Source organism: Streptomyces sp. NPDC044704 (assembly GCF_056433525.1).
Genome location: NZ_JBWKGY010000022.1, coordinates 52,273 through 78,291, shown reverse-complemented (window position 1 = coordinate 78,291; position 26,019 = coordinate 52,273). Strand labels below are relative to the sequence as shown.

General features: G+C 72.3%; 28 protein-coding genes. 12 read left to right on the top strand and 16 right to left on the bottom strand.

Annotation, left to right across the window (positions count from 1 at the left end; genetic code table 11):
* The first annotated feature begins 61 nt into the window (after nt 1–61).
* From AC07B0_RS34640 to AC07B0_RS34630, 3 genes are read left to right on the top strand one after another with little or no spacing between them, the layout of a single operon-like run.
* Nucleotides 62–1,366 (top strand): extracellular solute-binding protein, encoded by a 1,305-nt coding sequence (locus AC07B0_RS34640; protein ID WP_356877052.1) that lies wholly within the window; start codon nt 62–64, stop codon nt 1,364–1,366.
* Nucleotides 1,367–1,381: 15 nt separating this feature from the next.
* Nucleotides 1,382–2,383, top strand: a complete 1,002-nt coding sequence (locus tag AC07B0_RS34635) for a carbohydrate ABC transporter permease (protein ID WP_478866270.1) — start codon at nt 1,382–1,384, stop codon at nt 2,381–2,383.
* Nucleotides 2,380–3,243, top strand: coding sequence for a carbohydrate ABC transporter permease (locus tag AC07B0_RS34630; RefSeq protein ID WP_478899899.1), 864 nt, complete (start codon nt 2,380–2,382; stop codon nt 3,241–3,243). Before AC07B0_RS34635 ends, AC07B0_RS34630 begins: the two co-directional genes overlap by 4 nt.
* Nucleotides 3,244–3,299: 56 nt before the next feature.
* On the opposite strand, the gene AC07B0_RS34625 is transcribed toward AC07B0_RS34630, so the two are convergent.
* A complete protein-coding gene (locus AC07B0_RS34625; RefSeq protein WP_469381880.1) occupies nt 3,300–3,614 on the bottom strand; it encodes a 4a-hydroxytetrahydrobiopterin dehydratase in 315 nt (104 codons plus the stop codon).
* 1 nt (nt 3,615) lies between these two features.
* Complete coding sequence (locus AC07B0_RS34620) at nt 3,616–4,860, bottom strand: Twin-arginine translocation pathway signal (protein ID WP_478899897.1); 1,245 nt, start codon at nt 4,858–4,860, stop codon at nt 3,616–3,618.
* A 174-nt stretch (nt 4,861–5,034) separates the two neighbouring features.
* Here AC07B0_RS34620 and AC07B0_RS34615 point away from each other — a divergent pair, with 174 nt between their 5' ends.
* From AC07B0_RS34615 to AC07B0_RS34600, 4 genes are all read left to right on the top strand, one after another.
* Nucleotides 5,035–5,241 carry a hypothetical protein gene (locus tag AC07B0_RS34615; protein WP_467291654.1) on the top strand — a complete coding sequence of 69 codons (207 nt, stop codon included), beginning with the start codon at nt 5,035–5,037 and terminating at the stop codon, nt 5,239–5,241.
* Nucleotides 5,238–5,411 carry a hypothetical protein gene (locus AC07B0_RS34610; protein WP_478899895.1) on the top strand — a complete coding sequence of 58 codons (174 nt, stop codon included), beginning with the start codon at nt 5,238–5,240 and terminating at the stop codon, nt 5,409–5,411. Before AC07B0_RS34615 ends, AC07B0_RS34610 begins: the two co-directional genes overlap by 4 nt.
* A gap of 156 nt (nt 5,412–5,567) precedes the next feature.
* Complete coding sequence (locus tag AC07B0_RS34605) at nt 5,568–5,711, top strand: hypothetical protein (protein ID WP_356877042.1); 144 nt, start codon at nt 5,568–5,570, stop codon at nt 5,709–5,711.
* Nucleotides 5,712–5,727: 16 nt separating this feature from the next.
* Nucleotides 5,728–5,955, top strand: a complete 228-nt coding sequence (locus tag AC07B0_RS34600; protein ID WP_469381886.1) for a hypothetical protein — start codon at nt 5,728–5,730, stop codon at nt 5,953–5,955.
* Between the two features lie 141 nt (nt 5,956–6,096).
* Here the strand turns inward: AC07B0_RS34600 and AC07B0_RS34595 are convergent, their stop codons facing one another.
* From AC07B0_RS34595 to AC07B0_RS34585, 3 genes are all read right to left on the bottom strand, one after another.
* Nucleotides 6,097–6,567, bottom strand: coding sequence for a Dps family protein (locus AC07B0_RS34595; protein ID WP_356877038.1), 471 nt, complete (start codon nt 6,565–6,567; stop codon nt 6,097–6,099).
* Nucleotides 6,568–6,723: 156 nt separating this feature from the next.
* Complete coding sequence (locus tag AC07B0_RS34590; RefSeq protein WP_356877036.1) at nt 6,724–7,548, bottom strand: YihY/virulence factor BrkB family protein; 825 nt, start codon at nt 7,546–7,548, stop codon at nt 6,724–6,726.
* A gap of 135 nt (nt 7,549–7,683) precedes the next feature.
* On the bottom strand, nt 7,684–8,541 hold the full coding sequence (locus AC07B0_RS34585) for a DUF1206 domain-containing protein (RefSeq protein WP_469381889.1): 858 nt from the start codon (nt 8,539–8,541) through the stop codon (nt 7,684–7,686).
* Nucleotides 8,542–8,809: 268 nt separating this feature from the next.
* On the opposite strand from AC07B0_RS34585, the gene AC07B0_RS34580 reads away from it, so the two are divergent.
* Nucleotides 8,810–9,289 (top strand): peroxiredoxin, encoded by a 480-nt coding sequence (locus AC07B0_RS34580; protein ID WP_356877032.1) that lies wholly within the window; start codon nt 8,810–8,812, stop codon nt 9,287–9,289.
* Nucleotides 9,290–9,365: 76 nt separating this feature from the next.
* Here the strand turns inward: AC07B0_RS34580 and AC07B0_RS34575 are convergent, their stop codons facing one another.
* The 8 genes from AC07B0_RS34575 to AC07B0_RS34540 all read right to left on the bottom strand — a co-directional run bounded on the left by AC07B0_RS34575 (nt 9,366) and on the right by AC07B0_RS34540 (nt 19,726).
* The gene (locus AC07B0_RS34575; RefSeq protein ID WP_356877122.1) at nt 9,366–9,521 is read right to left on the bottom strand and encodes a DUF6131 family protein; all 156 of its coding nucleotides are present in this window, start codon (nt 9,519–9,521) and stop codon (nt 9,366–9,368) included.
* 157 nt (nt 9,522–9,678) lie between these two features.
* On the bottom strand, nt 9,679–10,560 hold the full coding sequence (locus AC07B0_RS34570; protein WP_467292368.1) for an ABC transporter substrate-binding protein: 882 nt from the start codon (nt 10,558–10,560) through the stop codon (nt 9,679–9,681).
* A 112-nt stretch (nt 10,561–10,672) separates the two neighbouring features.
* Nucleotides 10,673–12,736, bottom strand: coding sequence for an ABC transporter permease subunit (locus AC07B0_RS34565; RefSeq protein WP_478899893.1), 2,064 nt, complete (start codon nt 12,734–12,736; stop codon nt 10,673–10,675).
* A gap of 40 nt (nt 12,737–12,776) precedes the next feature.
* A complete protein-coding gene (locus AC07B0_RS34560) occupies nt 12,777–13,856 on the bottom strand; it encodes a quaternary amine ABC transporter ATP-binding protein (protein WP_356877028.1) in 1,080 nt (359 codons plus the stop codon).
* A complete protein-coding gene (locus AC07B0_RS34555; protein WP_356877026.1) occupies nt 13,853–15,424 on the bottom strand; it encodes a GMC family oxidoreductase in 1,572 nt (523 codons plus the stop codon). Before AC07B0_RS34555 ends, AC07B0_RS34560 begins: the two co-directional genes overlap by 4 nt.
* A 17-nt stretch (nt 15,425–15,441) precedes the next feature.
* Nucleotides 15,442–16,926: an aldehyde dehydrogenase family protein gene (locus AC07B0_RS34550; protein ID WP_356877024.1), complete on the bottom strand. Its 1,485-nt coding sequence runs from the start codon at nt 16,924–16,926 to the stop codon at nt 15,442–15,444.
* Between the two features lie 142 nt (nt 16,927–17,068).
* Nucleotides 17,069–18,400, bottom strand: coding sequence for an ion channel protein (locus AC07B0_RS34545; protein ID WP_478899892.1), 1,332 nt, complete (start codon nt 18,398–18,400; stop codon nt 17,069–17,071).
* 48 nt (nt 18,401–18,448) lie between these two features.
* Nucleotides 18,449–19,726, bottom strand: a complete 1,278-nt coding sequence (locus AC07B0_RS34540) for a ClC family H(+)/Cl(-) exchange transporter (protein ID WP_478899891.1) — start codon at nt 19,724–19,726, stop codon at nt 18,449–18,451.
* 283 nt (nt 19,727–20,009) lie between these two features.
* On the opposite strand from AC07B0_RS34540, the gene AC07B0_RS34535 reads away from it, so the two are divergent.
* Complete coding sequence (locus AC07B0_RS34535) at nt 20,010–21,647, top strand: BCCT family transporter (protein WP_478899925.1); 1,638 nt, start codon at nt 20,010–20,012, stop codon at nt 21,645–21,647.
* 36 nt (nt 21,648–21,683) lie between these two features.
* Here the strand turns inward: AC07B0_RS34535 and AC07B0_RS34530 are convergent, their stop codons facing one another.
* Entirely contained in the window at nt 21,684–22,274 is a 591-nt protein-coding gene (locus AC07B0_RS34530; protein WP_478899889.1) for a TetR/AcrR family transcriptional regulator, read from the bottom strand.
* 120 nt (nt 22,275–22,394) lie between these two features.
* Between AC07B0_RS34530 and AC07B0_RS34525 the strand changes: the two genes are divergently transcribed.
* The gene (locus tag AC07B0_RS34525; RefSeq protein WP_356877016.1) at nt 22,395–23,378 is read left to right on the top strand and encodes an aldo/keto reductase; all 984 of its coding nucleotides are present in this window, start codon (nt 22,395–22,397) and stop codon (nt 23,376–23,378) included.
* A gap of 188 nt (nt 23,379–23,566) precedes the next feature.
* Nucleotides 23,567–23,803, top strand: coding sequence for a chaplin (locus AC07B0_RS34520; protein ID WP_356877014.1), 237 nt, complete (start codon nt 23,567–23,569; stop codon nt 23,801–23,803).
* 86 nt (nt 23,804–23,889) lie between these two features.
* Here AC07B0_RS34520 and AC07B0_RS34515 read toward each other — a convergent pair whose 3' ends face one another.
* Entirely contained in the window at nt 23,890–24,396 is a 507-nt protein-coding gene (locus AC07B0_RS34515; RefSeq protein WP_356877012.1) for a C40 family peptidase, read from the bottom strand.
* Nucleotides 24,397–24,815: 419 nt separating this feature from the next.
* On the opposite strand from AC07B0_RS34515, the gene AC07B0_RS34510 reads away from it, so the two are divergent.
* Nucleotides 24,816–25,703 (top strand): YhjD/YihY/BrkB family envelope integrity protein, encoded by an 888-nt coding sequence (locus AC07B0_RS34510; protein ID WP_356877010.1) that lies wholly within the window; start codon nt 24,816–24,818, stop codon nt 25,701–25,703.
* A gap of 21 nt (nt 25,704–25,724) precedes the next feature.
* On the opposite strand, the gene AC07B0_RS34505 is transcribed toward AC07B0_RS34510, so the two are convergent.
* Nucleotides 25,725–25,907, bottom strand: coding sequence for a CsbD family protein (locus tag AC07B0_RS34505; protein ID WP_356877008.1), 183 nt, complete (start codon nt 25,905–25,907; stop codon nt 25,725–25,727).
* Nucleotides 25,908–26,019 lie beyond the last annotated feature (112 nt).

Below are 26,019 nucleotides of genomic sequence, written 5' to 3'. Positions count from 1 at the left end.
CAGTACGAAACAGGCGTTGCGCACAGTGCAACGCATTCGCACTCTCTCCCGGGGACCGCCCATGAAGCTCCGCTCCCGCATAGCCGCACCCCTCGCCGCGCTCGTCCTGGCCGGACTGACGTCCACCGCCTGCGCGCCCCAGACCTCCGTCAACTCCGCCTCGAAGGACGAGAAGTCCGGCACCCTGCGCGTCTGGCTGTTCCAGGAGGTCAACAACGACCCGAAGAAGAAGGTCGTGGACGGGGCCGTCGCCGCCTTCGCCCAGCAGCACCCGGGCGTCGAGGTCGAGGTCGAGTACATCCCGGTCGAGACCCGCGCCCAGCGCGTCAAGGCCGCCTTCAACGACCCGAAGAGCGCCCCCGACCTGATCGAGTACGGCAACACCGACACCGCCGGATACGTCAAGGACGGCGGACTCGCCGACATCGGCGCGGAGTTCGGCGACTGGGCCGAGGCGAAGGACACCGACCGGACCGCCGCCCGGTCCGTCACCGTCGGCGGAAAGGTGTACGGCGCCCCCTTCTTCGTCGGCGTGCGCGCCCTCTACTACCGCACCGACGTGTTCACCGAACTGGGACTGCGCCCGCCGAAGACCCAGGACGAACTGGTCGCCACGGCCAAGCAGATCCGCAAGGCCAGGCCCGAGCTGTACGGACTGGCCGTCGGAGGCGCGTACACCTACGGCGCGATGCCCTTCGTCTGGGCGAACGGCGGCGAACTCGCCGAAGAGGACGGAGCCACCTACAAGTCCGCGATCGACAGCCCCGCCGCACGCAAGGGCATCGAGACCTACACCTCGCTCTTCGGCGACGACAACTGTCCGGCCGCCAAGTGCGCGGCCATGGGCGGCAACGCCACCGTCACCGCGTTCGCCTCGGGCAACGCGGCCATGGCCATCGGCGGCGACTTCAGCCACCAGGCCGTGGAGGCGGGCGCCGTGAAGGGGAAGTACGCCGTCGTCCCGCTGCCCGGGCTCAAGGAGGGCGAGATCGCCCCGGCCTTCGCCGGCGGCAACAACATCGGCGTCCTGAAGAGCAGTTCCCACCGCACCCTCGCGGTCGGCCTGATGAAGCACCTCGCGGGCAAGGACACCCAGCGCAAGCTCTTCGACGCCATGGGCTTCCTGCCCACCTACACCGACGTCCGGGCCGAGGCGGCGAAGAAGGACCCGTTCGTCGAACCGTTCGTCCAGACGCTCGCGGCGGGCACCAAGTTCGTACCGGCCTCCCCGGGCTGGGGCCAGATCGACGCCTCGACCGTCCTGCCGACGATGTTCCAGGAGATCGTCAGCGGCAAGAAGGACGTGGCCGCGGCCGCCGGGGACGCGGCGAAGAAGATGGACGCGGCCTTCACCAGCGCCGGCTGACCGGCCCCCGTCACCATGACCGACACGACGCACGAACCGGCAGCCCGCGCGCCCCGCGCCACGACCTCCCCCGAGACCACCCCGGCCCGTACCCCCCGATCCGGACGGCCGGCACGGACCGGACGGGCCCCGCGCGGACGCCACGGAAGCCGCCGGACCCCCTGGCTCTACCTCGCACCCGCCCTCCTCGTCCTGGCCGCGCTGCTGGTCTACCCGATCTACCAGCTCGGCCTGATCTCCTTCCTCGAATACACCCAGGCCCAGGTCAGCGGCGGCGAACCCACCACCTTCAAGGGCCTCGGCAACTACCGGACCCTCTTCGAGGACGCCCAGTTCTGGCAGGTCCTCCTCGCCACGGTGCTCTTCGCCGCCGCCTGTGTGATCACCACCCTCGGCGTCGGCTGCGCCCTCGCCGTCCTCCTGACCAGGATCAGAGCCCTGCCCAGGCTCGCCCTGATGCTGGCCGCGCTCGGCGCCTGGGCGACCCCCGCCGTCACCGGGTCCACCGTCTGGGTCTTCCTCTTCGACCCGGACTACGGACCGGTCAACCGGCTGCTCGGCCTCGGGGACTTCTCCTGGACGTACGGGCGCTACAGCGCCTTCGCCCTCGTCCTCTTCGAGGTCGTCTGGTGCTCGTTCCCGTTCGTCATGGTGACCGTGTACGCGGGCATCAAGGCGATCCCCTCCGAGGTGCTGGAAGCCGCCTCACTGGACGGCGCCTCCCAGTGGCGCACCTGGCGCTCCGTCATCGCACCCATGCTCCGGCCCATCCTGATCGTCGTCACCATCCAGTCGATCATCTGGGACTTCAAGGTGTTCACCCAGATCTACGTGATGACCGCGGGCGGCGGCATCGCCGGACAGAACCTCGTCCTCAACGTCTACGCCTACCAGAAGGCCTTCGCCTCCTCGCAGTACAGCCTGGGCTCGGCGATCGGCGTCGTCATGCTGCTGATCCTGCTGACCGTCACCCTCGTCTATCTGCGCCTGATGCGACGGCAGGGAGAAGAACTGTGACCACCACCGGTAGGCTCCCCGCCGCCCGCTTCGGGATCCGCCGCCCCTGGCGGCTCGCGGCCGAGGCCTCCGCACTCGCCGTCGCCCTGATCGTGGCGTTCCCGCTCTACTGGATGGTGCTCTCCGCCCTCAAACCGGCGGGGGAGATCCAGTCGACGCAGGCCCGCCCGTGGACCCTGTCCCCGTCCCTCGACTCGTTCCGCCGCGTCTTCGAACAGCAGGAATTCGGGCGCTACTTCCTCAACAGCCTCGTCGTCGCGGGCACCGTCGTCCTCGCCTCCGCGCTGATCGCGTTCCTCGCGGCGACCGCCGTCACCCGCTTCCGGTTCCGCTTCCGTACGACGCTGCTCGTCATGTTCCTCGTGGCGCAGATGGTGCCGATCGAGGCCCTCACGATCCCGCTGTTCTTCCTGATGCGGGACGCGGGCCAGCTGAACACCCTGTGGTCGCTGGTCCTGCCCCACATCGCCTTCTCGCTGCCCTTCGCGATCTGGATGCTGCGCGGCTTCGTGAAGGCGGTTCCCGAGGCCCTGGAGGAGGCCGCGTACATCGACGGCGCGAGCCGGACGCGCTTCCTCTGGCAGATCCTCTTCCCCCTGGTCTTCCCGGGGCTGGTGGCGACGAGCGTCTTCTCCTTCATCTCCACCTGGAACGACTTCCTCTTCGCCAAGTCGTTCATCATCAGCGACACCTCGCAGTCCACCCTCCCGATGGCGCTGCTGGTGTTCTTCAAACCGGACGAGAACGACTGGGGCGGCATCATGGCCGGCTCGACGGTCATGACGGTCCCGGTGCTCGTCTTCTTCGTCCTCGTCCAACGCCGCCTGGTCTCGGGCCTCGGCGGCGCGGTAAAGGACTGACCACCCCAAGGCCCCTCCCGCCCCAGGCGGGAGGGGCCGCGTTCGTGCGTCTGCGCTCAGTCCAGCGGAAGCGCCTGGTGCGCGGCAACGATCGCGTCGATGCGGTGCGCGAGGTCGAAGTCCGCACGTGTCAGACGGTTCCCGGCATCGTGCGTCGTGATCGAGGCACGCAAGTGATCGATACGAAGGTCGAGATCCGCGTGGTGCTGGATACGCCGGGACCGATCGGCGATCGTGACGATCGCGGCCACCGCCGCGTGGTAGCGGATCGGGTAGGTACGGATGATCGCGTCGCCTTCCTGCGCCCAGCCCGGCAGGCCGGCCAAGTGCTCGGCGATCTCCTCGTGCGTCATCGGCGTCGGCACACCCATGTCATACCCCCTCGGTCACGGGCGCCAGGAGCTCGGCAAGGTCCCGGCCCACGGGCGCATCCTGCCACGGGCGCATGACCCGCTCCAGGGTGGCCAGTTCCCGGAGCATTCGGGCGGACCTGGTCACGGCTGCGATCTCCGCCGCCTCCCGGGCGATCTCCAGGGCCTGTTCCGGTTCCCGAGCTCCGGCTGCTGCGGTGGCGTACCGGGCGAGGTAGACCCCGCGGTCCCGGCGGGCGGTCGCGGGGACTTCGGCCAGGACTCGAGACCACAGCGATGCGGCTTCGCGGCCGAGACGGAGGCGGCCGTAGCAGGTGGCGCGCTGCACCTCCAGGTAGCCGGGAGTGCGGCGGCACGCGTTGCCCCAGGGCAGGTCGTCGTCGACCCGGGAGAGCAGGCCGCTCGCGGTGTCGATGAGCTGGTCGACGGCGGTGCGGTCGCCGGTGAGGCTGGCGCCGTGGGCCTGCTGCTGCATCGCCATGATGCGCACCTTCGGAAACAGGCGGTCATCGTCGAGGGCGGCTTCGCACAGGTCGATGACGCCGTGTCCGTCTCCGAGGTCGGTCCGCACGTGGGCGAGGTTGACGAGGCTGTAGCCGATGAGGTGCGGGTCTCGGGACCTGACGGCTGTTTCCTGCGTGATCCCCCGCCAGAATGCGGCGGCGCCGAGGTCTCCCGCATCTTGGTAGAGCCAGCCGACGAGCGCGGCGTAAGCGGCTCCGACGCGGAGGAGACCGCGGCGGGTCTCGCCCTGCGCGGACCGGACGAGCTTGTCGATGAGCTGGTACTGGGCGGACACGGTGCCGATGAGATCGTGCGGGCCGAGAAACATGTCGGCCCGGTAGTGCCCCTCCAGCTGCTGCTGGAAGTAGTCGATGAGCGCGGGGTCGACGTGCTGCCGGGCGGTAGGGCCGGGCATGAGCGCGGCGGCGGTGACGTTGGCGATGGTCCTGCGCTTCGCGTCTTCCTCTTCGTGCGCCTCGGGACGGATCCAGCCGGCGGGCGCCGTGAATCCCAGCTCCTCAGGCCACCGGCCGAGCGCATCGTGCAGCACGGTCGCGGTCTCTTCCGGCGGCCAGCCGGGCGCGCCGCCTTCCCACCGGCGCCACGTGCGCGCGCTGACGGTGAAATGGGGATCGTCAAGGAAGCGCTGGCCGTGCGCCTGTAGCGCGCCGGCGGCCTGATCGATGCTGCGCCAACCGACCCTGAGTCGGGCGGCCCTGAGCGCGTCGTTTCGGGGGCTCATGGCCCCAGTGTGAGGTGTCATCGCGTCTGTCCCCAGCCGTGGCCGCTACGCGGCCACCGATGGCCACGCGATGGCCTATCTGCCCCACTGCGTGTCAGCCCATCATCCTCGTGTGGCCCGGATCTCCGCAGCTGAACGGGCCCAACCCGCTGACGATGGTAGGGAGCCAGGCTGATGGCCGAGGTGTACGAGTACGTCCCGCACGCGCTCCTGCGCAAACAGGTTCGGGACATCGCGTCCGGAGCCGAGGGCGAGCTCATGGCAGTCATCCACGAGAACGTGTCGGACACGGCCATCGAGCACTGGATGGACCTCGCCTACATCCGCCTCCCGTCCGGCTGCGAGTTCTCGACCCTCGTCGACAACATCGAGGCGGCATGACCGCCCCCGCCGGCCGCATCTGCGCGCGCTGCCAGCGGCCGCTCGACGCCGACTTCGAGACGGTCACCGGCCACTCGATGTCCGGAGCCCGGCCGGATCAGCACCGGCACCGGGCGAACGACCCGAAGTGCAAGCCGATCCGCCAGGCCGAGCGCGAGCGCGGCCACTGAACTCCCGGCCGTCTGTGGTCACGGCGGAGCACAGACGGCCGGGTCCCCCACTCCGCACCGTCCTGCACACGACCAAGGGAGAAGCCTGTCCACGCCCGTACCGCCGCCCTGCCAGTCCGGCCCGAAAACCCCGTCCCTGAAAACGCTGGAGGCACCATGACCCTCACCATTCAGGACCCCCGCATCCTCATCACCCGCGCCGAGTTCGAGGCCGTCGCCGCGACGGTCGGCAGCAACAACCCGGACATCGGGCAGGCAGTGCTTCGCCGTCGACGCCGCGCTCTGGCGGGGGCCGACTGAGCTACGCTGACGGGTCATGACCTCGTGGGAGAGCCCCGATCACGGACCGCTGATCAACCACCTTCGGGAGCTGCGCCGCAAGGGCAACGTTCCGCGGCGCCGCACTGAGGTGAGAGGGTGCGCCGCGTGCCGCGGCATCCGGCGCACGATCCTCGTCGACGGCGAGCAGCGCGTCGTGTACAGCGAGCCGTGCCTGGCCTGCCAGGGCGGCGGCTCCACCGAGAAGACTCACACCCCGGCCTGACGCTCCGCAGGCCCAGCTGGAGCGCGACAACGCTGCGCCGGCGGTGATTTTGCGCCAGTACCCAAACGGTGGCGTCGGGCACGCCGAGGCCCCGGCCGGCGTTGGACGGTCGGGGCCTCGAGGTGGGCCGGCAGCGGCGGCTCAGGCGCTTTCGGCCTGGAACATCCAGTGGTGCTTTTCCAGGTCGCCCGTCAGGCCGATCAGGATGTCCTCGGTGACGGGGTCGGCGTCGCCGGTGGACTGGATGCGCTCGCGCATGCGGGTGATCACCGCGGCGAGGGCGTCCACGATGATCCGTACCGCGTCCACGTCCTTCACCCAGCCCTCCGGCACGCCGGCGATCGCGCTGGTCGACGCCACCGTGGCGGCGCGGCCGTCGGGGGCCACACCGAGGGCGGAGGCGCGTTCGGCCACCACGTCGGAGTGGGTGCGGGCCGAGGTGACGACCTCGTCGAGCTGGAGGTGGACCGAGCGGAAGCGCGGGCCCACGACGTTCCAGTGCACCTGCTTGGCGACGAGAGAGAGGTCGACGAGGTCCACCAGGGCGCCTTGCAGGGCTTCGCCCACGATCTTCAGGTCGGCGTCCTTGAGGGAGCTCTTCACGATGGCCACTGGGGGTCTCCACTTCGCGATGTCGCCGACGGCGGGCCCCCTGCCACTCCGGGGCGTGCCGTCGACGAGCACGTTGTCTCGGTCAGACCCTCGCCTACCCGTCTGAGTCGGGAGGAAACGGCCAGGATCCCGTCATTCGGTGTACGCCGGAGGCGCCTACGGTCCCGGCGGGTGATCCCCGCCGCGCTGGAGTTCCGCGTTGAACTGCGCGCCGACGAGCAGCGACAGGTTCGCGAGCCACAGCCAGACCAGGAAGACCACGAGCCCGGCCAGGGATCCGTACAGGCGGCTGTAGCCGCCCAGACCGCTCTCGCTGTACAGGGTGAACAGCAGGGACGCGCCCAGCCACAGCAGCGCGGCCAGTACACCCCCCGGCAGGCCCCGCCGGGTCCGGCCGGAGGCCGCCGGCTTCGGGCCCGTGCGGAACAGCACCAGGACGAGGGCCGTCACCACGACCAGCAGGGCCGGCCAGCGGGCGAACGTCCACGCACCGCTCACGTCGTGTCCCAGCATCCGCGACAGCCCGCGCGCCGCCGGGCCGGACAGCAGCAGCAGCGCGGCCCCCGCCAGCAGGAGGGCGAGCAGGGCCAGCGCGGTCAAGACGATGGTGTGCGCGGTGCGCAGGGGCGGCCGGGTGTCGGGCACGCGGTGCATGGCGTGCAGGGCCCGGCGGAACACCGCCAGGTAGCTGGACGCCGACCACAGCGCGCTGAGCAGTCCGCTGATCAGCAGGGCCCAGGTGGAGGTGTGCGAGTCGGCCAGGCCGGTCAGGACCTCGCGGAGCAGTTCCGCGGACTGGTGCGGCAGGTAGGAGGTCAGGCCCGAGACGACCCGCTCGCGGGTCGCCGCCCCCGCCAGGCCGTACAGGGAGACGGCCACCAGCAGGGCGGGCAGCAGCGCCAGGACGGAGTAGTAGGTGAGGGCGGCGGCGCAGTCGGCGAGGTTGTCGTTCCAGCCCCGGACGGCGGTGCCGCGCAGCACGGCGCGGAGCCGGCCGCCGAACGGGCCGGCGGAGCGGGCGGAGCCGGAGGGGGAAGAGGGAAGAGAGGAGAAGGAGGGAAAAGAGGACCGTGGGGAGCCGGGGGGCCGGGTCCGCGCCGCTGGAGGCACGGCCGTTCAGATCTCGCGCCAGCGGGCCGAGGCCCACGAGAACGCGCCGAACGCGACGAGCCCCACGGCCATGACGCCCAGCAGCCAGGGCCCGGCGGGCGTCTCGGCGAAGGACCGCAGGGTGTCGTCCATCCCCCTGGCCCGCCCGGGCTCGTGCCGGACCCCGGCGGCGACAGCGAACCCGCCGGCGGCGGCGAACGCCCCACCGCGGGCGACGCCGCCGACGACGCCGAGCACGTCGACGGCGCGCCGCGTCCCGGGCGTCATCCGCCCCGACTTCAGGTGCTTGCGGAAGCTCCGCCGGGCGGCCTGAACCATGATCCACACGCCCGCGCCCGCCAGGGCGGCGCCCGCCGCCACGACGATCCACTGGCCCGCCGGCCAGCCCATCACGGTGGCCGTCACATCGTCGGACTGCTGGTCGGAGGAGCCGCTGCCACTGTCCCCGGACCCGGCCGCGTAGGCCAGTACGGAGAAGGAGACGACGCCGTAGAAGACGCAGCGCGCGGCGGACAGGGCGCGCTTGCCCGGTTCCGTGCCGTCTTCACCGGCCTGCCCGAACAGGGCTTCCGACAGCCTCCAGAGGGCCATGCCGGCCAGGGCGATGCCGATCAGCCACAGCAGGACGTTGCCGAACGGCTGCCCGGCGACTTCCGCCAGGGCCCCGCCCCGGTCCGCCTGCCGGTCGCCGCCGCCGTCGTCGGCGAAGGCGATCCGCAGGGCCAGGACGCCCACCAGTGCGTAGATGACCCCGCGTGCGACGAATCCGCAGCGGGCCCCCGTCTCGACGGCACGGCTGCCGGCGGCCCGGGCCGACCGCGAGCGGTTCCCGGGGCGGGTGAGTGAGCGTACGAAGGATGACATGCTCCCGCGCTTACCCGGGGACGACCGCCGCATCCTTGGGCCCGATGGGCGAGTTGACGGAACAGCAGGAGCGGCCCTGGACGGAGCGCTGGGGCGGAGTCCCTGGGGTGCCGGGGCGGTGTCACCGGGGTCCGGGCATGCGGGCAACCGTACTCGCGGGTACCCTACGGCCGTCCCGGCACGGACAATGGCGGCCGGTGTGACGCGTCACCGACTGCGACGCGTCACTGACCGCGACGCGTCACCGACGACGGAAGGAACCACCGCCATGGGCCGTACTCCCGCAGTGGGGGACATCGTGGGCGACTTCTCCCTGCCCGGGGGAGTCCTGCGAGAGGACCGCTTCGAACGCTCCGACTACTCGCTGGGCGAGCAGCGCGGAAAGCCCGTGGTCCTCGCGTTCTACCCCGGCGACAACACGCCCGTCTGCACCAGACAGCTGTGCTCGTACTCCGACGGCCTCGACGCGCTCCGGACGTCCGGCGCGACCGTCTGGGGCATCAGCCCGCAGGACGTCGACAGCCACGAACGCTTCGCCCGCGACCGCGACCTGCGCATTCCGCTGCTGGCCGACCCCGGACGCACCGTCGCGCGGGCCTTCGGCATCGACGCCCCGCTGATCGGGCTGCGCCGTTCCGTGTTCATCGTCGCGCCCGACGGCAGGCTCCACTGGAAGCGCGTCGGCGCGGTGGGCGCGACGTTCCCCGCGCCCGAAGTCCTCGGCAGGCACCTGGCCGGCATCCGGTAGGCGCGCGTGCGCGGCGGCCGGCACCCGGCGCCGGCCGCCGCGCTCCACGGAGGACTGGTCCGTGACGCCCCGGTCCCTACCAGTAGTGCTTGCGTCCGCCGACGGCGTGCCCCATGGCTCCCACGATCCACAGGATGGCCCCGACGACGAGGAGGATCAAGCCGATGGTCCACAGGATGCTGATGCCGGTGACGAAGCCGATGATGAGCAGAATGAGGCCGATGACGATCATGTTGCCCTCCGATTTCTCTTGATGCTTCTTCCGGGTGGTGGACACGTCCGGAGCGGTCACGGAGGTGATCACGTGCTGCGCCTACCCGCAATCGGCACCCGCACACCCCCGGATCGCCGCACCCCCCGGACGGCCCACCACACCGGCCCCTCCCGCATCAGCCGACCCACTGCCGCCAGGTGCTCTCGTTGCGCTCGACCCACTTCTTCGCCGCCGCCTCGGGCGCCAGCTTCTCCTCGGCGATCATCAGGGACACCTCGTTCTGCTCCTCGACCGTCCAGCGGAACTTCTTCAGGAAGGCGGCCGCGGCACCGCCCCGCTCCGCGAAGCGCGCGTTCAGGTACTTCTGGAGCGGGGTGTGCGGGTAGGCGCAGGCCACCTTCTCCGGGTCGGCGTCGCAGCCCTCCTTGTACTCGGGCAGCTTCACCTCCGTCATCGGGACCCGCTCGAAGAGCCACTGGGGCTTGTACCAGTAGGTCAGGAACGGCTTGCGCTCCTTCGCGAACTGCTTGATCTGGGTGATCTGCGCGGCCTCGGAGCCGGCGAAGACGACCTCAAAGTCCAGGCCGAGGTTCTTCACCAGTGCCTTGTCGTTCGTGACGTACGAGGGGGAGCCGTCCATCAGCTGCCCCTTGCCACGGCTCTCCGCGGTGCCGAGCCGGTCGGCGTACTTGTCGAGGTTCTTCCAGTCGGTGACGTCCGGATGCTCCTCGGCGAAGTACGTCGGCACGAACCAGCCGATGTGACCGGTGACGCCGAGGTCGCCGCCCGGGGTGATCGTCTTCTTCTCCTCGACGTACCGCTTCTCCTGCTCGGGGTGGCCCCAGTCCTCCAGGATCGCGTCGACCCGGCCCTGGCTGAGCGCGTCCCACGCGGGGACCTCGTCCACCTGCACGGTGTCGACGCGGTAGCCCAGCTCGTGTTCGAGGAGGTAGGCGGCGACGGCGGTGTTCGCCTGGGCGCCGACCCAGGACTGGACGGACAGGGTGACGGTCTTCGCGCCCTGCGCGGCGGCGTACGGGGAAGCCTGGCGGGTCATGTCGGCCGCGCCGCAGCCGGTGAGCACGGCGAGGGCCGTACCGGCGGCGAACGCGGCGACGGCCCGCCGGCCCCGGCGCCGGCCGGGGCCGGGGTGGGTGAGGTCGTTCATGTCAGGCCTCCTTCGCGGGCTGGGTGACGCGGTCGAGCATCAGGCCGAGGCAGACGATCGCGGCGCCGGCGACCAGACCGGTGGCCAGGTCGCCCTGGGCGAGGCCGAGGACGACGTCGTAGCCGAGCGCGCCGCCGCCCACCAGACCGCCGATGATCACGACGGCGAGTACGAGGACCACCGCCTGATTCACCGCCAGCAGCAACGCGGGCCGTGCCAGGGGAAGCTGGACCTGACGGAGCTGCTGCGAGCCGGTCGCGCCCAGCGAACGCGCCGATTCCACGGCCGCCGGACTCACCTCCAGCAGCCCCGACGTGGTGATGCGGACGACGGCGGGCAGCGCGTACACGACGGCCGCGGCCGCGGCGGGTGCCCGTCCGACGCCGAACAGCGCGACCACCGGGATCAGGTAGACGAACTGCGGCATGGTCTGGCACACGTCGAGCACCGGGCGCAGCAGACGTTCGACGCGGGGGCTGCGGGCGGCGCCCACGGCGATCGCGAAACCGAGCACGAGGGTGACGGCGACGGCCGCCAGCACCTGCGAGAGGGTGTCGAGGGAGGGCTCCCACACCCCGAGGACGCCGATCGCGGCGAGCGCGAGGACGGCGGTCAGCGCGGTCCGCCAGGTGCCCACGAGGACGCCGATCGCGCCGGTCAGCAGCAGGAGCGCCCACCAGGGTGCGGCCTGGAGCCCGCCGCGCAGCGGGTCGAGGATCCAGCCGGTGAACCGGGCCGCCCAGTCGGCGGTGCCGCCGACCACGGGCACCCCGGAGTAGAGGTGGTCGGTCATCCAGGCGACCGCCCGGTTGACGGGCTCCGCGATCGTCACGCTCCACGACCCGGGCCACTGGGTGGTGCCGGCCATGTGGCCCACGACCGCCGCGGCGACGGCCGCGAGGACCGTGAGCAGCCGCCCGTACCAGCCGGCGAACACACGGCGCAGCAGGGGCTGTTCCTCCGGGGGAACCGGGGCGCTGCCCAGCCGGCGGCCCGCCGCGTCGGTGGTCCGGTCGAGGACCACGGCGAGCAGCACGATGGGGATGCCGGCGGCGAGCGCCGCTCCGACGTCGACGGAGGCGAGGGCCTGGTAGACGCGGTCGCCGAGGCCGCCCGCGCCGATCACCGAGGCGATGACGGCCATGGACAGGGCCATCATGATGGCCTGGTTGACGCCGAGCAGGAGCTGCCGGCGGGCCAGCGGGAGCCGTGCGGTGAACAGCCGCTGGCGGCCGGTCGCGCCGAGGGAGGCCGCGGCCTCCAGTACCCCGGCGTCCGCCTCGCGCAGGCCCAGCGCGGTGAGCCGGGCCATCGGCGGGGCGGCGTACACCACGGTCGCCAGGACCGCGGCGGGCACGCCGATGCCGAAGACCAGCACCATCGGCAGCAGGTAGGCGAACGCGGGCAGCACCTGCATGGTGTCCAGGACCGGCCGCAGCGCGCGGTCGGCGCGCGGCGACAGCCCGGCGGCCAGGCCGAGCAGGGCGCCGACCACGACGGACACGGCGACGGCCACGACCATCAGCGCGAGGGTCTGCATCGTCGGCACCCACATGCCGAGGAGCCCGCACGCGGCGAAGGCCGCCACGCAGGTCACGGCGAGCCGCAGGCCGGCCAGGCGCAGGGCGACGAGTCCGGCCAGGGCGGTGACACCGGTCCAGCCCGCCGCGAGCAGGACGACGTACACGGCCCGGACGGACACCACGACGACATTGCTGACGTGCCCGAAGAAGTACAGGAAGAGCGGGTGGCCGTCCCGGTTGTCCACGATCCAGTCGCCGGCCCGGCCGAGGGGCCCGGACAGGTCGACGGACAGGGCCGCCGGCCAGCTCCCGGAGCCGGGGAAGAGGACCGCGAGGGGGATCAGCACCAGCGCGGCGACGGCGAGGGGCAGGACCCTGCGGCCGGCGCGGTGGCGCAGCAGCGCCGCCCGGAGGCGGCCGGTCCGGGATGCGGCGGGGCCGCTACCGGGGCGGGCGGCGGGCCCGCCCCCGCCCGGCCGGTCCGGGCTGGCGGGGCGCTCCCGGCGGCCGGACTCCCGTACGGGTCTGGTCGTCGTGGTCATCCGTCCCACCTCCCGGTGCCGGTCCGGCGGCTTCGGCGCGTCATGCCGCCACCCCCCGCCCGGCCGGGGACGGCAGGCCGGCCACCACCGCGAGCAGTGCCGCGTCGTCGACGACGCCCAGGCACCGGCCGTGGTCGACGACCCGCGCGGGTCCGCCGCTGCGGGCGACGGCCTCGATGGCCTCGACCACGGTGGTGGCGGGCGCGAGCGCCGGCCCGCGGCTGTCCTCGCCGTCCGTGGCGGGCCGCATCGCGCTGCGCACGGTGAGCACCTGCTCGCGCGGCACGTCGCGGACGAAGTCCCGTACGTAGTCGTCGGCGGGGGAGCCCACGATCTCCTCGGGGGTGCCGACCTGGACGATGCGGCCGTCGCGCATCAGCGCGATCCGGTCGCCGAGGCGCAGCGCCTCCGCCAGGTCGTGGGTGATGAAGACCATCGTGCGGCCCTCCTCGTGGTGGAGCCGGGCCACCTCCTCCTGCATCTCGCGCCGGATCAGCGGGTCGAGGGCGCTGAACGGTTCGTCGAACAGCAGCACTTCGGGGTCGGCGGCCAGCGCGCGGGCGAGGCCGACGCGCTGCTGCTGGCCTCCCGACAGCTGGCCGGGCCGGCGGCCCTCAAGCCCTTCGAGGCCGACCTTGGCCACCATCTCGGCGGCCCGGGCGCGACGGCCGCTGCGGCCCATGCCCTGGATCTCCAGGCCGTAGGCGACGTTGTCCAGGACCGTGCGGTGCGGCAGCAGCCCGAAGTGCTGGAAGACCATGGCGGCCCGGTGGCGGCGCAGTTCGCGCAGCCGGCCCGGATCCATGGCGAGGACGTCCTCGCCGTCGATGGCGAGCGATCCGGCCGTGGGCTCGATCAGCCGGGTCAGACAGCGCACGAGGGTGGACTTGCCCGAGCCGGACAGGCCCATCACGACGAACACCTCGCCCTTGCGGACGTCGAAGGTGACGTCGCGGACGGCGGCCGTGCAGCCGGTCCGCTCGCGCAGCTCGGCGGCGGGCAGCGCGGCGTCCTCGGATCCGGGGACGCGGGCGGCCTTGCGCGAGGGGCCGAAGACCTTCCACAGGCCCTGGACCCCGAAGACGGGCGCGGCGGCGGTATCGGGAGCGGTGGTGGTCACCGGACCTCACCGCCCAGCAGCTCGGCGGCCTTCTCGCCGACCATGAGGACTCCGATCATAGGGTTGACCGCGGGCATCGTCGGGAAGACGGAGGCGTCCGCGATGCGGATGCCGTCGAGGCCCCGCACCTTCAGGTCCGGGCCCACCACGGCGTCCCGGTCGTCCGCGGCGCCCATCTTGCAGGTGCCCGCGGGGTGGTAGACGGTGTGCGCGACCGAGCGGGCGTACGCGCTGAGCGCCTCGTCGTCGGTGACGTCGGGGCCCGGGCACACCTCGCGGCGCAGCCATCCGGCCAGCGGCTCGGTCGCGGCGATCCGGCGGGCCAGCTTGATGCCGTCCACCAGGGTCCTGCCGTCGTAGTCGTCCTCGTCCGTGAAGTAGCGGAAGTCGAGGGCGGGTTTGACCTCGGGGTCCGCGCTGGTCAGGTAGAGGCGGCCGCGGCTGCGGGGCTTGGGGATGTTGGGCGTCAACGAGACACCGTGCGCCGGGCGTTCGTAGCCGATCCGCTCCGGGTTGTCGGTGAACGGGATCTGGTAGAAGTGGAACATCAGGTCGGGCCCGGGGGAGTCCGGGTCGCGCCGCACGAACAGGCCGGCGTCGCTGTCCATCGCCGAGTTCTCGGGTATCGGCCCGTCCGTCTCCCAGACGATCACGGACTCCGGGTGGTCGAGGAGGTTCTCGCCGACGCCGGGCAGGTCGTGGACCGGGGGGATGCCGAGGGCTTCGAGGTCGGCGCGCGGGCCGATGCCGGAATGCAGCAGCAGCCTCGGGGTGTCCACGGCGCCCGCGCACACCACCACCTCGCGGCGGGCCGTGACCAGCGACTGCGTGCCGTCCGCGGCCCGCACGTGGACGCCGCGCACCCGCGTGCCGTCCAGCTCCAGGCGGTACGCCCAGGTCTCCAGCAGGATCCTCAGGTTGGGCCGCCCGTCCATCACCGGGTGCAGGTACGCCACCGAGGCCGAGGACCGCTTGTTGGTCTCCGGGTGGTAGGCGAGGTCGAAGAACCCGGCGCCCTCGTGGAACGGCTTCTTGTTGAACCCCTCGACGAGCGGAACCCCCAGAGCGTCCTGGGCGGCGTCCACGAAGTCGCGGGCGATGGCGTTACGGTCCGCCTCGTCCACCGGCACGATGTTGTTGAGGAGCCGGTCGAAGTACGGGTCCATGGCCGCCGCGTGCCACCCTTCGGCGCCCGCCTCCGACCATTCGTCCCAGTCGGAGGGGAGCGGCCTGAAGGCGATGAGGGTGTTGTGCGAGGAGCAGCCGCCGAGGACGCGGGCCCGGCTGTGCCGGATGTGCGAGTTGCCGCGCGGCTGCTCGGTGGTGGGGTAGTCGTAGTCGAGTTCGCCGCCGAGCAGGCCCATCCAGCGGCGCAGCGTCAGTACCTCGGGGCGGTCGACGTCGCTGGGTCCGCCCTCGATGACGGCGACGGTGACGTCCGGGTCCTCGGTCAGCCGGGAGGCGATCACCGATCCGGCGGTGCCGCCGCCGACGACGACGTAGTCGTACTCCTGGACGGGCGCGGCCTCTGCGGCCGCCGGCCGGGCATGGGTGTGGGGGGTGGTCATGTGCTCTCCTGACTCCTTCAGCCCGCGAACCAGCGCACGGGGCGCGGGGCGAGGTTCTGGTACACGTGCTTGGTCTCGCGGTACTCCGCCAGCCCGGACGGGCCGAGCTCGCGGCCGACGCCGGACTTCCCGAAGCCGCCCCACTCCGCCTGCGGCAGGTAGGGGTGGAAGTCGTTGATCCAGACGGTGCCGTGCCGCAGCCGGCCGGCGACCCGGCGGGCACGGCCCGCGTCCGCCGTCCAGACGCCGCCGGCGAGCCCGTACTCGGTGTCGTTGGCGAGGGCCACGGCCTCCTCCTCGCTGCGGAAGGTCTCCACGGTCAGCACCGGCCCGAAGACCTCCTCGCGCACCACGCGCATGCGCCGGTGGCAGCGGTCGAGGACGGTGGGCCGGTAGAAGTAGCCGGGTCCGTCGGGGCGTTCGCCGCCGGCGCGGAGCACGGCGCCCTCGGCGAGCGCGCCGGCGACGTAGGACTCGGTCCGCTCGCGCTGCGCGGCGGAGACGAGCGGGCCGCATTCGACGCCCGGGTCGGTGCCGCGGCCGAGGCGGATCCGCTCGGCCCGGCGGGCGAGCTCCGTGACGAACCGCTCGCGCAGCGACTCCTCGACGATCAGGCGCGAACCGGCCGAGCAGACCTGGCCGCTGTGCATGAAGGCGGCGTTGAGGGCCTGGTCGACGGCGGTGTCGAAGCCCTCCTCGGTGGCGCAGGCGTCGGCGAACACGACGTTCGGGTTCTTGCCGCCGAGTTCGAGTGCGACCTTCTTGACCGTGTCGGCGGCCGCGCGCATGACCTTGGTACCGCTGACGAGTCCGCCGGTGAAGGAGACCAGGTCGACGTCGGGATGCGCGGCGAGGCGCGCGCCGGCCGGGTCGCCCGCTCCGGTGACCAGGTTGGCCACCCCGTCGGGCAGGCCCGCCTCAGCCAGCAGTTCCAGGAGCGCCACGGTGGTCAGCGGGGTGATCTCGCTCGGCTTGATGACGAGGGTGTTGCCCGCCGCGAGCGCCGGTGCGACCTTCCAGCTCGCCTGGAGCAGCGGGTAGTTCCACGGCGTGATGAGGGCGCAGACCCCGACCGGTTCGTGGACGACGACGCTGTGCACGTCGGGGGTACCGGCGTCCACGACCCGGCCCGGGTCCTCGGCGGCGACGAGGCCGGCGAAGTAGCGGAAGGCGTCGATGACGCAGTCCACGTCCGTGCGGCCCTCTTCGAGGGTCTTGCCGGCGTCCAGGCTCTCCATGAGGCCGATGCGCTCGCGGTCCCGGCGGAGCAGGTCGGCCGTGCGGTGCAGGAGCGCGGCCCGCTCGGCGGCCGGCGTGGTGGGCCACGGGCCGCGGTCGAAGGCGGCACGGGCGGCGCTCACGGCCGCGTCGGCGTCGGCGGTGCCGCCCTCGGAGACCACGGCGAGGACGGAGCCGTCGGCCGGGTCGAGGATCTCCCTGGTCGCTCCCGAGGCCGCGGACCGCCATGTCCCGGCTGTGTAGATGGTCTTCTGCTCCGACACGACGCGCTGTACCTCCGCTTGTGCCACCGCGGCGGACCCGCGATGAGCTGGCAAGGTCCGCGCATGCCCCCTGCCCCGGAGGTCATGTCCCATCCGTCACTGGAAGTGACGGGCATCACGCGGCCGACGGGCGGCGGCCCGGTCAGCGCAGGGCGACGCCCGAGCCGTCCAGCTGCATCTGCGGACGCCCGCTCACCAGCAGCCAGGCCGGCAGCAGCGCCACGCACAGCAGCGGCAGCAGACCCGGATCCGGGGCGAGGATCGCCGCGGCGAACAGGCTGAGCCAGCCCTGCCGGGTGACGGCCAGCAGCACCCCGACCACCGCGCAGGTCACCGCGACGGCCGGCTGCACCGAGGGCACCAGGCCGGTCACCGCGAAGCCGAGGGCGGTGCCCGCGAAGATGGACGGGAAGATCCGGCCGCCCCGGAACCCGGACCCGCAGGCCACCAGGACCGCGGCCAGCTTCACCACCGTCATCAGGACGAGCGACCCGGCCGAGTGCGCACCCGGATCGGCGGCCAGCTCGCCCATCTGGTCCAGGCCCTTGAAGAGGGTGAGCCGGCCTCCGAGCGCCCCGAGCAGACCGAGCGCCACCCCGCCCAGGGTCAGCGCGAGCACCGGGTGCGGCAGCAGGTGGAAGGCGCGGTGGACGTACGGGAACGCGTAGACGGCGGCCAGGGCGATGACCGCCGCCACCGAGGAGACCACCAGCGCGGCGACCAGGTCGGGCCAGTGCGGCCCCTTCAGCGGGGGCAGGGGCAGCCCGAACTGCGGGGCCTCCAGCAACCTGCTCGTCAGTCCGCCCGCCCCCGCGGCGATCAGCGGGGCGAAGAGCTGGTCCCACAGGGTGGGCGGCCGCCCGCCCGGGACGGCCGAGGGCTGCCGGGGCGCGGACACCATCGACTCGGTGAGGATCAGCACGGCGGCCACCGGGGTGCCGAACAGCGCTCCGACGGTGCCCGCCGCGGCCAGCCCCACCCACAGCTGCGGCGGGCCCGCGGGCATGAACCGCCGGCCCAGCCAGAAGGCGAGGGCGATGTTCGCGGCGGTGATCGGGTTCTCCGGACCCAGGCTCACGCCGCCCGCCAGGGCCAGGGCGCTCGCCAGCAGCAGGCCGGGGACCACCGCGGGCGGCAGCGGGGGGTCCACCAGACCGGTGGTGGCCGGGTCCGGCCCGGCGTGCCCGTGCACCTTCCACACCACGAGGCCGACGGCGAGGCCGGTCGCCGTCAGGACCGCCAGCATCCAGGCGACGGACCAGGGGCCGATCCCGATCGCGTCGGGCAGGGTCTCCCACAGGAGGTCCTTCAGCAGGTCGGACGCCTCGCTCACGGCGATCAGCGACAGGCTGGTGCCCACGCCGACCACGAGGGCCGGCAGGACGAGGGGGAGCAGGTCCCTGGCGGGGGAGGCCGGCGGGGGCGCGGCGGGCTGCGCGGGGGCGGTCACCGGATCAACGTAACGGGAAATCATCCTGAAACCTGTCAAATCGGTACACCGCTGCGGGTCCTGTCCCCGGGATCAGGAGTTCCGCGCCATGCGTAGCCGCAGGCTGTCGTAGACCGGCACGCTCCCCATCCGGTCCGCCGTCAGCGTCGCGGCGAAACAGGCGGCGAGCAGCGGAACGAGCAGCGACGTCGCCCCGGTCATCTCGACCACGAGCACGATGCCCGTGACGGGCGCCCGCACGACCGCCGAGAACAGCGCCGCCATACCGACGACGGCGAACGCCGCCGCGCCGGTCCCGTCCAGGAGCGCGGGCGCCGCGAGACCCTGTACGAGCGCTCCCCACAGGGCGCCCAGCGCCAGTACGGGAGCGAACAGCCCGCCCGGCGTACCGGCCGCGTAGCTCAGCGGACCGGCCACGAACCGCACCACCAGGTACCCCGCGAGTACGGTGACCACCGGTACCTCGCCGCCCAGGAGGCGCGCGCCCAGCTCCTCCCCGCCGCCGGCCAGCCAGGGGTCGATGCCGAGCAGCAGGCCCACGACGGCCCCGATCGCGGCCGCCCGGGCGACCGGCCCCACCCGGGTGACCCCGTCACAGAAGGCCAGCGTGCCGACGACGAGCCGGTTGTAGCCCGCCCCCAGTGCGCCCGTGGCCGCTCCGAACAGCAGGAACAGCGGCAGCAGGGCGACGGACGGGGTGGCCGGGCCGGGCATCGCGAAGACCGGCCGGTCGCCCAGCATCCACTGCGCGCATCCGGTGGCCGTGGCGCTGCCGATGAGGGTGAGCAGGACCAGGCGGGGCCTGACCGTCCTCGTGACCTCCTCGCAGACGAACACCACCGAGCCGAGGGGGGCGCCGAAGGCCACCGCGAGCCCGGCCCCGGCCAGTGAGGTGTGCAGCAGGGTGACGTCCGGCGCGCTCATCCGCGTGCGGCGCCCCGCCTCCGCGCCGATCACCGCGCCCATGTGCACCGTAGGGCCCTCACGGCCGAGCAGCAGGCCCGACCCCATGGCGAGCAGACCGCCCACGAACTTCGCCGGCAGCAGCCGCAGCGGCTGCGGTTCCCGTTCCCCGCGCCACACGGCCTCGACGTCCTGGATGCCGCTCCCGGCGGCCGTCGGGACCCGCCGGGCGATCGCGCAGCCGAGGGCGGCGCCCGTCGCCGCGAGCGCGACCGGGAGCAGCCAGCCGGCGGCCCCGAGGCGCTGCGAGGTGTCCAGCAGCTCGCCGCGCAGCTCGCCGGCCTGCTCCAGGCACCAGCGGAAACTCCCGCCGACCAGCCCCACGAGGCAGCCGGCGAGCGCCCCGACGAGGTAGAGGGCCGCCGTGCCGCGGGGAGCACCGGGCATGCGCAGACCTCCGCCGAGCCGTGGTTCCCGTCGGTCAGAGACTGACCCGCGGCCGCCGCGCCGCACCGGACATCGGGGCGGCCGCGCCGAAACCCGCCCCGACTGGGCCAACGGCCGGGCGCAGTGGCTCACGACGGCGGAATGAGCCCGGTTCATCGGCTGATGCGTGATAAGTCAGGTATCCACGCAAACGTTCCTGCGTGCCCGCGGCCCACGGGGTCACGCGTGAAAGGGGACTTCGTTGTCGAAAGATCCACCGGCCGGCCCCCGCTCCCGTACGGACATGGTGGTCTTCGGCGTCACGGCGGTCCTGACCCTCGCCTTCGTGCTCTGGGGCGCCATCGCCACCGACTCGCTGGAAAGCGTGTCGAGCAGTCTGCTCAAGGGGCTCATCCACAACGGCGGCTGGGCCTTCATGCTCGCCGCCACCGGCTTCGTCGTCTTCGCGCTGTGGCTCGCGATCAGCCGCTACGGACGCATCAGCCTCGGCCGCGAGGACGAGGGGCCCGAGTTCCGCACCGTGTCCTGGGTCGCGATGATGTTCAGCGCCGGCATGGGCATCGGGCTCATGTTCTACGGCGTGAGCGAGCCCCTGGCCCACTACGGGAAGCCGCCGCCCGGCACCCACCCCGTCGACTCCGCCGAACGCATGCAGACGGCGATGGCGACGACCCTCTTCCACTGGACGCTCCACCCCTGGGCAATCTACGCCGTCGTCGGGCTCGCCATCGCCTACAGCACGTTCCGGCGCGGCCGCCGCCAGACGATCAGCGCCGTGTTCGAGCCGCTCATCGGCGAACGGCACGCCCACGGCGCGCCGGGCCGGGTCATCGACATCCTGGCCATCTTCGCCACCCTCTTCGGCTCGGCCGCCTCCCTGGGCCTGGGTGCCCTGCAGATCGGCAGCGGATTCCAGGAACTGGGGTGGATGGAGACGGTCAGCACCGCACTCCTGGTCGGCATCATCGCCGTGCTCACCGTCGCGTTCGTGGCCTCCGCGGTCTCCGGCGTCGAGCGCGGCATCCAGTGGCTGTCGAACATCAACATGGTGCTCGCCCTCGTGCTGGCCGTCTTCGTGTTCGTCGCCGGCCCGACGATCATCGTGCTCGACCTGCTCCCCACCTCCCTGGGCGCCTACCTCGGCGACCTGCCGCAGCTCATCGGCCGCACGGAGGCCACCGGCACCGGAGAGGTCGCCACCTGGCTGGGCAGCTGGACCGTCTTCTACTGGGCGTGGTGGATCTCCTGGACGCCGTTCGTCGGCATGTTCATCGCCCGCATCAGCCGCGGCCGCACGATCCGCCAGTTCATCGGCGGGGTCATCCTCGTCCCGAGCAGCGTCAGCCTGGTGTGGTTCGCGGTCTTCGGCGGTACGGCGATGAAGCTCCAGGAGGGCGGCCGGCTCGGCGGCGAGACCACGCCGGAGGGGCAGCTCTTCGGGCTGCTCCAGCAGTTCCCGATCCCCACCGTGATGAGCCTGCTGGTGATGGTCCTCGTCGGCATCTTCTTCGTGTCCGGAGCGGACGCCGCGTCCATCGTGATGGGAACGCTGTCGCAGAAGGGCACCTTCGAGCCGGCCCGGCTGGTCGTCGTCTTCTGGGGCGTGGTCACGGGGGCCGTCGCGGCCGTCATGCTGCTCATCGGCAACGGCAAGGGGGACGCGCTCGCCGGACTGCAGAACCTGACCATCCTCGTGGCGGCCCCGTTCACCGTGGTGATGATCGGCATGTGCGTGGCGCTCATGCGCGACCTGCGCCGGGACCCGCTGATCGTCCGCGGGGAGCGCGGCGACGAGGCCGTCGCACAGGCGGTGGTCGCGGGCCACGAGGAGTACGACGGACACTTCGAGATCCGCATCGGGCCGGGCACCGGACCGGAACCGGACGACGCCAGGCCGTCCCCGCTGGAGGAAGGGCCGTAGAGCGTCGCCGACGCGACCCGGCCGCCCCGGGCCTCCTCAGGCGGCCGGGGCGGCCGGCGGCTCCGTCATGCGGCGGACGGCCTCCACGACGGCCGCGCGGTGGCGGGCCAGCAGCTCGGCCGGCCAGCCCGTGCCCGCGTCCCCGGCGGCCGGCCCGCCCACCGCGCCGAACCAGGCCTGCGACAGGCCCATGACCAGCACGAGGAGGTCGACGGGGTCGATCGCCGCGTCGATCCGCCCGGCCCGCTGCGCCCTCTCCACCACCGCGATCTTCGCGGCGTACGATTCCGCCTCCGCGGGCGCGGAGCCCGGGCGCTCCAACTGCTTCCACAGCACGAGCCGCATCAGGTCCGGCCGCTCGACGAGGTGGTCGAAGACCGCGCCCGCGTACCCGGGCAGGTCCTCGGCGGTGAATGGAACCGTCTCCGAGCCGGCCTCCAGCGCCCGCTGGAGCACGACGTCGAAGAGCTGTTCCTTGTTGCCGAAGTACACGTAGATGAGCCGCTTGTTCGCCTGGGCCGCCTCGGCGATCCGGTCGACGCGCGCTCCGGCGATGCCGTAGGTCGCGAACTCGGAGAAGGCCGCGTCGAGCAGCCGTGCCTTGGTTGCGCTGGAGTCCCTTGCCATACGGGGCAGCCTAGCAAGTAACTATCTGGTTATTGACATCCCGCGATGAGGATGTGCATGGTTGACCTATCCAGTTAGTTACTTACTTGCTCACGCACCGGACACCCCGAGGAGAACACCGTGGAGATGCGCGCACTGGGCGGCCAGGGCCTGAAGGTCGGCGCCGAAGGACTCGGCCTGATGGGAATGAGCGCCCACTACGGCGCCACCGACGACACCGAGTCGCTCGCCACCATCGACCGGGCCCTGGAACTGGGCGTCACCCTGATGGACACCGCCGAGGGCTACGGCCCCTTCCTCAACGAACAGCTGCTCGGCAGGGCGCTCGCGGGCCGCAGGGAATCCGCCGTCGTCGCCACGAAGACGGGCGTCGAGTTCACCGACGAAGGTTCCTTCCGCGGCCACAACGCCACCCCGGAGTACATCCGCAGCTCGGCCGACCGGTCCCTGCGCCACCTGGGCACCGACCACATCGACCTCTACTACCTCCACCGCATCGACCCGCAGGTCCCCGTGGAGGAGAGCGTCGGGGCCATGGCGGAGCTCGTCGCCGCCGGCAAGGTCCGCCACATCGGTCTGTGCGAGGCCGCGCCGGCGACCATCCGCCGCGCCCACGCCGTGCACCCCCTCGCCGCCGTGCAGACGGAGTACAGCCTCTTCGAGCGCGGCATCGAGCAGGACGGCGTCCGCGCCGCCCTCGACGAGCTGGGCATCGGACTCGTCGCCTACTCGCCGCTCGGCCGCGGCTTCCTCTCCGGCGCCGTCACCAGCCCCGAGGACTTCGCGGCCGACGACTTCCGCCGCACGGACCCCCGCTTCCAGGGTGAGAACTTCGACCGCAACCTGGCCGTGGTCGACCTGCTCCGCAGCCTCGCCGCCGAGAAGGGCGTCACCCCCTCGCAGCTCGCCCTGGCCTGGACGCTGCGCCAGGGCGCGGTGCCCATCCCGGGCACCAAGCGCCGCCGGTACCTGGAGGAGAACGTCGCCGCCACCGCCGTGGAGCTCTCCGACGCGGACCTCGCCCGCATCGACGCCGTGGCCCCGCTGGGCGTGGCCTCCGGCGACCGCTACGCCCCCGAGCTGATGAAGGGCCTGAACGGCTGACGGGTCCCGGGCGCACGGCGCGGACCGTACGGCCGATCAGGGGCGGAGCGGCACTCCTTCGAGGGAACCGCCCGCTCCGGGAGGGGCGGTGCGGCCGCATGCTGCCGATGAGAGGGAGACGGCCCCGGCTCGGGGCCGTGCGGCGCACCGGTGCGCCGTCACGGCAGTTGCGAGGAGATGTACGCGTGATGCGAGTGTGGAAGAGTGCGGGTCTCGCCCTGGTGGTCGGCATGGCGGTCCTGGGCGGTGCGTCGGCGGCGTCGGCCGACGCCAAGGCCGAGGGGATCGCGGCGGGCTCGCCCGGCGTCCTGTCGGGCAACCTGATCCAGATCCCGGTCCACGTACCGATCAACATCTGCGGCAACAGCGTGAACGTGATCGGCGCGCTGAACCCGGCGGCCGGCAACATCTGCTTCAACAGCTGAGACCCCCCGGCCCCGGCTCCTCCCGTCCGCCCCCGTCCGGGCGGGTCCGGGAGGAGCCGGGGCCTCCTCATGCCGTCACCCTTCCGTCATCCGGCCCGCCCGTAGCGGACGTTATTGCTCCAAATGCGTTCCAGTCGTACGCGGGTGCCCGGACGGGGCGCGTGCCAGATCTTGTCGTGGCCTGCGTAAATGCCCACGTGTTCCACGGTGGAGCCCTGCGGGAAGAACACCAGATCACCCAATGCGCGTTTGTCGCGGGAAACGTGTGAGGTGTGCTCGTACTGCTGCTCCGCGGTGCGTGGCAGCTTCTTTCCGGCTTTCCGGAAGGAATACAGCATCAGGCCCGAGCAGTCGAACCTTTTCGGTCCCGTCGCGCCGCGCGCATAAGGGGCACCTTCCTTGGAGGCGGCCACGGCCACGGCTTTCACGCCGTACGACGTGGCCGCTCCGGCCGGTGACACCGGGCCGGCGAGGGTGCCCGCGGTCAGCAGGCACAGGAGCAGAAAAAGGCGAGGGGGACGGAATCCGGCGGTGCGTCGGACAACTCGGAGAGCCTGTCGGGCTTTACGGGAGTCGTTCCTGCAGACGGACATCGTGATACCTCCGCGTTCGGATGGACTGACGGTCGATCGGATACCTGGGAAGGTCCTGCTTTCTCGGATGTGGATCCTGGCGCGCAACGGCCGACAGTTTTCTCCGAAGCCGTCCGGAATTCAGGTCCGGACATGGGTACAGATGTATCGGTTCTGCAACAAATTCGCGAACATATGGAAAAACAACTGGTGGCGGCTGTCATTCAGCCGCGCCGCGGCGGGGGAGCGGCGGGGCTTCGACGGCCGCTCGGCCGGGCCCGGACGGGGGTCTCGGCGACGCTCCGGGCGGCCCCGCCCGCCCCGCCCGACCCGCCCGCCCCGGCCCGGTCGACGTGCCCCGCCCTGCCCGATCCCGCATCCTTCTCGGGGAAGGTGCGGCCGCCCGGGACGAGCGCCCGCGCCCGGAAGGAGCCGCCACCGTGCCCGGACCGCGCTTCTCGGCCCGCCGCTTCGTGGTGCCGGGCTGGATGCGCACCTACACGCCGTTCCTCGGGCGGGTCCTGGAACAGTTCGCGCGGGTCAACGTCCTGGACTGCGCCACCCGGCTGGCCGCCCAGGCCTTCCTCGGGGCCATCCCCGCCCTCTTCGTCATCGGCGCGCTCGCCCCCGACTGGATGCGCCAGGAACTGATCAAGACGATCAGCACGACCCTGGGCATGACCGACACCGCCCTCGACCAGATCCGCGCGGTGTACGCCGCCGGCGACACGGCGGCCGTCGCCAGCACCGGCGGGATCGGGATCGTCGTCACGCTGCTGTCCGCCACCGCCTGCAGCCGCGCCCTGCAGACCACCTGCGAGCGGTCCTGGCACCTGCCCAAGGCCGGAGCGCGCCTCGCCGCCTGGCGGTGGCTCGCCTGGCTCGCGGTGTGGCTGACCGCCCTGCTCTTCCAGGGGCCGGTCCAGGAGGCGTTCGGCGCGGGCCGTGTCGTCGGCGCGCTCGTCGCCGTGATCAGCGGCACCCTGCTGTGGTGGTGGACCCAGCACCTGCTGCTCGGCGGCAGGGTGCCGTGGCTGCCCCTGCTGCCCGGCGCGGTCCTGGTCGGCGTCGCGGAGCAGATCGTCACCTGGGGATCGCGGTTCTACATGCCCCGCGCCATCGACCGCAGTCTGGAGCAGTTCGGCGGCCTGGGGCTGGTCTTCGCCATGCTGTCGTGGCTGATCGGGTTCTTCGTCGTCGTCACCGTCTGCATCGCCCTGGGCTACGTACTGGCCCACGAACGGGGCCCCGCCCGCAGGCTCGGGACCCCGGAAGACCCCCGGGGCGGAGCCGGGACCAGGCCCGGCCCCGCCCCGGGGGCCCGATGACGAGGGAAGGGTGCGAAGTCGTCAGTGCTTCCGGTGGCGGAAGATGTCCTTCATCTTCTCCTTGGCCTGACGGGCGTCGCCCTTCACCTGGTCCCTGCGGCCTTCCGCCGCCAGCCTGTCGTTGCCCACCGCACGGCCCGCCGCTTCCTTGAGCTTGCCGAGGGCCTGCTCGGCCTTGGCCCGGCTCTTCTGGTTGTCCGACACAGCTGATCACTCCCTAAGGGGGTGGGAACCACGTACGCCCCCTCGTGTGGCCAGGATCCCGGACCTCAAACCCCGCTGGAACCCGGAGGCCCCGCCGGTTGCGGCGGGGCCG

Bases quoted from the DNA above. Each gene is read 5' to 3' on its own strand.
- AC07B0_RS34565 (WP_478899893.1), bottom strand. From the start codon at position 12,736: ATGACCACGACGACCAGACCCGTACGGGAGTCCGGCCGCCGGGAGCGC.
- AC07B0_RS34530 (WP_478899889.1), bottom strand. From the start codon at position 22,274: ATGGCAAGGGACTCCAGCGCAACCAAGGCACGGCTGCTCGACGCGGCC.
- AC07B0_RS34535 (WP_478899925.1), top strand. From the start codon at position 20,010: ATGGTGGTCTTCGGCGTCACGGCGGTCCTGACCCTCGCCTTCGTGCTC.
- AC07B0_RS34540 (WP_478899891.1), bottom strand. From the start codon at position 19,726: ATGCCCGGTGCTCCCCGCGGCACGGCGGCCCTCTACCTCGTCGGGGCG.
- AC07B0_RS34575 (WP_356877122.1), bottom strand. From the start codon at position 9,521: ATGATCGTCATCGGCCTCATTCTGCTCATCATCGGCTTCGTCACCGGC.
- AC07B0_RS34640 (WP_356877052.1), top strand. From the start codon at position 62: ATGAAGCTCCGCTCCCGCATAGCCGCACCCCTCGCCGCGCTCGTCCTG.
- AC07B0_RS34625 (WP_469381880.1), bottom strand. From the start codon at position 3,614: ATGGGTGTGCCGACGCCGATGACGCACGAGGAGATCGCCGAGCACTTG.
- AC07B0_RS34635 (WP_478866270.1), top strand. From the start codon at position 1,382: ATGACCGACACGACGCACGAACCGGCAGCCCGCGCGCCCCGCGCCACG.
- AC07B0_RS34515 (WP_356877012.1), bottom strand. From the start codon at position 24,396: ATGTCCGTCTGCAGGAACGACTCCCGTAAAGCCCGACAGGCTCTCCGA.
- AC07B0_RS34570 (WP_467292368.1), bottom strand. From the start codon at position 10,560: ATGACCCGCCAGGCTTCCCCGTACGCCGCCGCGCAGGGCGCGAAGACC.
- AC07B0_RS34620 (WP_478899897.1), bottom strand. From the start codon at position 4,860: ATGAGCCCCCGAAACGACGCGCTCAGGGCCGCCCGACTCAGGGTCGGT.
- AC07B0_RS34610 (WP_478899895.1), top strand. From the start codon at position 5,238: ATGACCGCCCCCGCCGGCCGCATCTGCGCGCGCTGCCAGCGGCCGCTC.
- AC07B0_RS34600 (WP_469381886.1), top strand. From the start codon at position 5,728: ATGACCTCGTGGGAGAGCCCCGATCACGGACCGCTGATCAACCACCTT.
- AC07B0_RS34545 (WP_478899892.1), bottom strand. From the start codon at position 18,400: ATGATTTCCCGTTACGTTGATCCGGTGACCGCCCCCGCGCAGCCCGCC.
- AC07B0_RS34615 (WP_467291654.1), top strand. From the start codon at position 5,035: ATGGCCGAGGTGTACGAGTACGTCCCGCACGCGCTCCTGCGCAAACAG.
- AC07B0_RS34580 (WP_356877032.1), top strand. From the start codon at position 8,810: ATGGGCCGTACTCCCGCAGTGGGGGACATCGTGGGCGACTTCTCCCTG.
- AC07B0_RS34555 (WP_356877026.1), bottom strand. From the start codon at position 15,424: ATGACCACCCCCCACACCCATGCCCGGCCGGCGGCCGCAGAGGCCGCG.
- AC07B0_RS34585 (WP_469381889.1), bottom strand. From the start codon at position 8,541: ATGTCATCCTTCGTACGCTCACTCACCCGCCCCGGGAACCGCTCGCGG.
- AC07B0_RS34605 (WP_356877042.1), top strand. From the start codon at position 5,568: ATGACCCTCACCATTCAGGACCCCCGCATCCTCATCACCCGCGCCGAG.
- AC07B0_RS34520 (WP_356877014.1), top strand. From the start codon at position 23,567: ATGCGAGTGTGGAAGAGTGCGGGTCTCGCCCTGGTGGTCGGCATGGCG.